The sequence below is a fragment of the Moorena sp. SIO4E2 genome (assembly GCF_010671945.1).
Taxonomy (GTDB): Bacteria; Cyanobacteriota; Cyanobacteriia; order Cyanobacteriales; family Coleofasciculaceae; genus Moorena; species Moorena producens.
This window is the reverse complement of sequence record NZ_JAAHIE010000470.1, coordinates 1-5,797: the sequence shown is the minus strand read 5'-3', so window position 1 is coordinate 5,797 and position 5,797 is coordinate 1. Positions and strand designations below refer to the sequence as shown.

Genomic DNA, 5,797 nt, shown 5'->3' with positions numbered 1-5,797 from the left:
AGTCTCTCTGGTAGCAATTTTGGATGCGGATAAGGAAGGGTTCCTCAGGGCAGAGCGATCGCTTATTCAAACTATAGGCAGAGCAGCACGTCATGTCCGAGGGCAAGCCATTATGTATGCTGATACCTTTACAAAAAGCATGAGAAAAGCGATTGATGAGACTAATCGCCGTCGTAAGATTCAAATTGAGTATAATATCAAAAATAACATTGTACCACAGCCGATTCGCAAAACCGCCAACAATCCGATTTTGACATTTTTGGATGTCTCCCGACGGTTGAATTCCCAACAGTTGGAAGCGGTGTTTGAACAGGTGGATGATGTGCCTTTAGAGAAGATTCCGGAGTTGATTAATCAGTTAGAAGAACAGATGAAGGAAGCAGCAAAGACGTTGGAATTTGAAACGGCAGCAAACTTACGAGATCGCATTAAGCAGCTGCGGGATAAACTGCTAGGTAATCCAAGTTGACTAAGATTTTTTACACTAACAGGAGTTGGAGTAATTATTGACATGTGTACGGCATGCTCGGGATGTTGAGAACAGGCGCACTGTGGAGAGATTTGCCCTCTGGCTATGGCGTTCATACTCAACAGGACTATAGCCGACCTGTTACCCCCTCCGATTGCTCATGACAAAACGCGATGCGTGAGCATTGAGCCGCTACAGGAACGCTTTTTTGTCTCGATCCCACTCTCGGTGCCATTTGCTATTGAGGCCAGCAGACACGCCCTAGAGTCTGTATGTAAAGTTTTGTGACAAAAACCAACACTCGGCATAAAAGGGAGGCATTACTCCTGATTAATACATAGTTGACAGGAAACTGAGATGCTCGATATTTGCCAAAGATTAAACTAAGTGTCCTCATCCCAAGGGGGATTTCTTCCAAAGAATAAAGCAGTAGAGCTTTGATACCAAATCCGCTCTAGTAGCCCCCTGTTAAATATAGGTCTACTTTGTTCAAAAGGGTGTATTCGACCCAGATTCCCTATGAATTCTATAACTTATGAGACTAACATTGAGCTGTCTTAACCTGTTGAGCCAGATCATTGGTAAGGGAAGATGGGCAGCAAGTAAGTTTTTCGTGCTTGTTTGTTCTTCAACCTATTTGACCTGTTCCCCGTTGCCAACCCCTGTGCAGGCGCAACCGATAGTTGAAGCCAACGATGGTACTGGTACTGTTGTCAACCCTGAGGGTAACCAATTCAACATTGATGGCGGTAAGCTGTCGGGAGATGGTGCGAATCTGTTTCACAGCTTCCAGAAATTTGGTCTGAGTGAAGGTCAGATTGCCATCTTTCTCTCTAATCCTAATATCCAAAATATCCTAGGGCGAGTCACTGGTGGTGATGCTTCTGTCATTAATGGCTTAATCCAGGTTACAGGGGGTAATTCAAATTTATTCCTGATCAACCCCGCCGGGATTGTCTTTGGTCCTGGTGCCAGCATCGATCTACCTGCTTCTTTTACCGCCACCACCGCTACTGGTATTGGTTTTGATGGCGGCTGGTTTAACGCTATTGGTAGCAATGACTATGCTTCTTTGGTAGGCAAGCCCAATACTTTTGATTTTGCTGTCTCCCAACCAGGTGGGATCATCAATTTAGCTGATTTAGCAGTTAAAGAGGGGCAGAATTTAACCTTAGTAGGTGGTACTGTGATCAGTAATGGCACTCTTACTGCATCTGGTGGTCAAGTTACTATTGAGGCTGTGCCTGGAGAAAATTTACTCCGTATTTCCCAGCCAGGTAATATTCTCAGTTTAGAAGTTTCCCCCTCTGCCACTGTTCCCTTCACTCCCCTTTCCCTACCGGAACTGCTGACAGTTGGCGGCGGTGATGCTACAGGAATTGAGGTAAATCGTGAGGGTACAGTACAACTGATAGGTTCTGGTATCCAGGTGGAAGATGGTGATGTGGTGGTCCAGGATATCAGCGCTGGTAAGCAAGTAGTTATTGAAGCAGACGGTAATATTCGGACAGCATCAATTACTTCCGATGGTGGAAGAATTTTCCTCAATAGTAGAGAAGGAGAGATTGATACTAGTAGTGGCACACTGGATTCAACGGCGGTAAGTGGTGATAGTGGAAATATTGACCTGAAAGCAGAAGGTAATATCACTACCGGGAGTCTCAAGGCTTCCAGTAATAATGGTGATGGTGGTGATATTACTGCCGTTAGCGATAGAGGAAGTATTGATACTAGTGCTGGCGTAGTTGATTCTTCCTCTGTGAAAGGTAAAGGAGGAGAGGTTCAATTATTCGCTACCGAGGGAACTATTAATGCTGGTGATATAAATGCTGCTAGTGGTAATGGTGACAGTGGCAACGTTACTCTTGTTGCTGGTAGTGACATCAGTAAAGGAAATGTTACTGCTACTTCTACTATTATTTCCATTCTAGATTTCAGAAACCAGAATTATACTATACAAAGTTCAGAATCTCAAGTCTCACCAGCACCTGAACCTCCACCTTTTTTAGATCTAGATCCACCCATGATTGAACCTCCTTCAGTCATCGACCCAAAGCCATTACCACCGCTACCACCACAACTACAGTCAGATTTTCCACCACTACGACCACCACAACCTCCAACAACAGTAATTCTTGGACCTGTAAATCCTGTAAATCTTTCAAATTCTTCCCTACCACCACAACCACAGTTAGAGAATCAAGCACTACTACCACCTGAATCTCCAAGAAGAGAAATTCTTGGACCTGTAAATCCTGTAAATCCTTCAAATCCTTCCCCAACAACACCATCAGGAAGGTCAGACAATCAAAACTCTGCCTTGCCAAGCCAGGTTAATCGATCAGATTTGGCGGTCAATCAGAGCAAGAGGTTAAACAAGACTCAAGCAATTGGACTAGAACGACTGACAATCCTGGTACTGGAAATTACAGAGTGTCTGGCAGAAGAACAATTGCTCATAAATCCTCAAGGATTTTCTAGACAAGTTGGTGCAAAAGATTACACTAAAGCTGCTGAATGCTATCATAAAAATTTAGAATTTGCACGAAAAATTGGTGATAACTTGCGAGAATCAAAAGCTCTACATAACCTCGGAGTAACTTACTATATTTTGGGAGATTATGGCAAAGCTCTAGACTATCATAAACAGCATTTTACTCTTGCCCAATCAGACCCAAACTTAAGAAGAAAACCGCAAGCTTTAAGTGGTTTAGGAGCAGCTTATGGTGCAATAGGAAACTATGACAAAGCTATTGAATACTATAAACAGGGTCTAGAACTAGTAAACTCAACCGATGAGTCTGAGATGGAAAGGAATATAGTAAGCAATATCGGATTAGCTTACTACGCTAAGAAGGAATATACCAAAGCACTTGAATACAAAGAAAAAAGTTTAGCGATCGCTAAAACATCCGATCACCTACCTGGAAAGGCAAGAGCATTATCTAATTTGAGCTTGGTGTACTATACCCTGACCGACTATAACCAAGCAATTGAATACTCTCAGCAGAGTTTAGCGATCGCACAAAAATTGCAAGATAACTATGGACAGTTAGTAGCCCTAGAAAATTTGGGAATAATTTACTATGCTCTAGAAGACTACAACCAAGCAGTAAACTACCAACGCCAGAGTTTAAAAATTGCCAAGCAACTAGGTGATCGCCACGCCAAGGGACGAGCTTTAAGCAACTTAGGTGATGCTCTCTACAAAGCCGGAAATCCTAAAGAAGCAAATGAGGCTCTATTTGCTGCCATTGAAATTTGGGAGTCTTTGCGGTCAAACTTAGGCAGCAATGACCTTGAGAGAGTATCCATTTTTGAAACTCATCAAACAACTTATAGCGCTTTACAAGAGTATTTAGTAGATCGAAAACAATTCAATCAAGCCCTAGAAATTACTGAAAGAGGACGAGCAAGAGCCTTTGTTGAACTATTAGCGAGAGGTTTATCAGAGTCTGAATCAAACCTCAAAACTAATAAACCGATTGCCCCTCCGAATATCAAACAAATAAAAAAAATTACTGAAGAACAAAACTCGACAATAGTTTTATACTCTCTTATCAAAGAAGTCGTCGAAGCCGAAGGTGTGCGCCAACTTGAAGACAAAGAGCTTTACATTTGGGTAATTAACCCTAGAGGTAAAATCGCTTTTCGTCAGGTTGATTTAACTAATCTAGATACATCTCTGAAAGAATTGGTTGTTATCACTCGTAAATCAATTTTTTTCAGAAGAAGCCCATCCCTAGTTGATTTAGTTCCCAGAGAAAGATTGACTAAAACAGAGAGAGCTGGTCAAACTGAACAATTAAAACAACTGCATCAACTGCTCATTGAACCAATTGCCGAACTCTTACCTACAAATCCCGAAGCTCGTGTAACCTTTATTCCCCACGAATCCTTGTTTCTAGTACCTTTCCCAGCACTACAAGACGCTTCTGGTCAATACCTGATCGAAAAACATACTATGCTCACTGCTCCCTCGATTCAGGTGCTGGATTTAACTAACCAGCAACGGCAACTAGTTTCTGGAGAAGAGATGCTAGTAATTGGTAATCCCACGATGCCTCAAGGTTTGCCCCCTCTTCCTGGAACAGAAACAGAAGCGCTAGCGATCGCTGAGATGTTCAATACTCAAGCCCTGATTGGCAATCAAGCCACCAAGAAATCAGTTGTTGAGCAAATGTCAAAGGCAAAGATCATACATCTAGCTACTCACGGCTTACTGAATGACTTCCAGGGATTAGGTTTACCAGGAGCGATCGCCCTTGCTCCGACTAAAACAGATAAAGGTTTTCTCAGTGCTAGTGAAATACTCGACCTCAAGCTTAGTGCTGAGTTAGTAGTTTTAAGCGCTTGCAACACTGGTAGAGGTCGAGTTACCAGTGATGGCGTGATTGGATTATCCCGTTCTTTAGTGGCTGCTGGTGTACCCAGTGTGGTTGTTTCCCTCTGGAAAGTACCTGATGACTCCACAGCTGACCTGATGATTGAATTCTATCGCCAGCTACAACAAACACCTGACAAAGCAGTTGCTCTACGTCAAGCCATGCTTACGACTCTTAAACAGTACCCAAATCCAGTTGAATGGGCGGCTTTTACCCTGATTGGGGAAGCCGAGTAATCAAGGAGTTGCAGGAGTTCAGAATCACAGAGTTTTGGATTACTATAGTTCCCTAAGGGTGATAAATCTGTACAGAATAATAAACCGATGAACACTGAGCTCCAATTTCCTTGGCAACAAGACGCAGTAATTCGCCAGAGCGAACGTCTAATCAATAGCTTTCATCATTGGACAGGGCGTTCTCTAATCGATACCAGTGGCTCACCTATGGAAATTGCACAGGCACTATTTGAAGCTCCCTTTGCGGTCCTATCTCACAACACTGAATCAGACCCTATTTACAACTATGGCAATCGGAAAGCTTTAGAATTGTGGGAAATGGATTGGAACCAATTCACCCGGATGCCTTCGAGATATTCAGCTGAGCCAATGGAAAGGGAGGAGCGCTTACGCCTGCTTAACCAAGTCACAACCAAGGGCTATATTAGCAACTATCAAGGTGTCCGCATTTCTAGCACTGGTAAACGGTTCCAGATTTCAGATTGTATCGTCTGGAATCTCATTGATGAGGAAAATAACTATTGTGGTCAAGGGGCTACATTTTCCCAGTGGATACCGATTAATTGACGATGTCGCCCATTTAAATTGTCTATTTTTTATCTATTTTTGAGTAAGGGGGAAAAACTTCAAAGTCCTCTCCCTTGCTCTTGAGCACCCCTGCCCCCTTAGGGATTCAATCAAAGAAATCATTTGTAGCATTAATAGTG

3 protein-coding genes are annotated in these 5,797 nt (G+C 42.8%); all 3 read left to right on the top strand.

Going from position 1 to position 5,797, the window contains the following annotated elements; genetic code table 11:
* On the top strand, window positions 1-469 hold a 469-nt coding region (locus F6K37_RS30710), incomplete at its 5' end, for a UvrB/UvrC motif-containing protein (RefSeq protein ID WP_287254306.1).
* Window positions 470-1,004: 535 nt separating this feature from the next.
* Entirely contained in the window at window positions 1,005-5,090 is a 4,086-nt protein-coding gene (locus F6K37_RS30705; RefSeq protein ID WP_287254304.1) for a CHAT domain-containing protein, read from the top strand.
* Between the two features lie 87 nt (window positions 5,091-5,177).
* Window positions 5,178-5,657, top strand: coding sequence for an MEKHLA domain-containing protein (locus F6K37_RS30700; RefSeq protein ID WP_287254302.1), 480 nt, complete (start codon window positions 5,178-5,180; stop codon window positions 5,655-5,657).
* Window positions 5,658-5,797 lie beyond the last annotated feature (140 nt).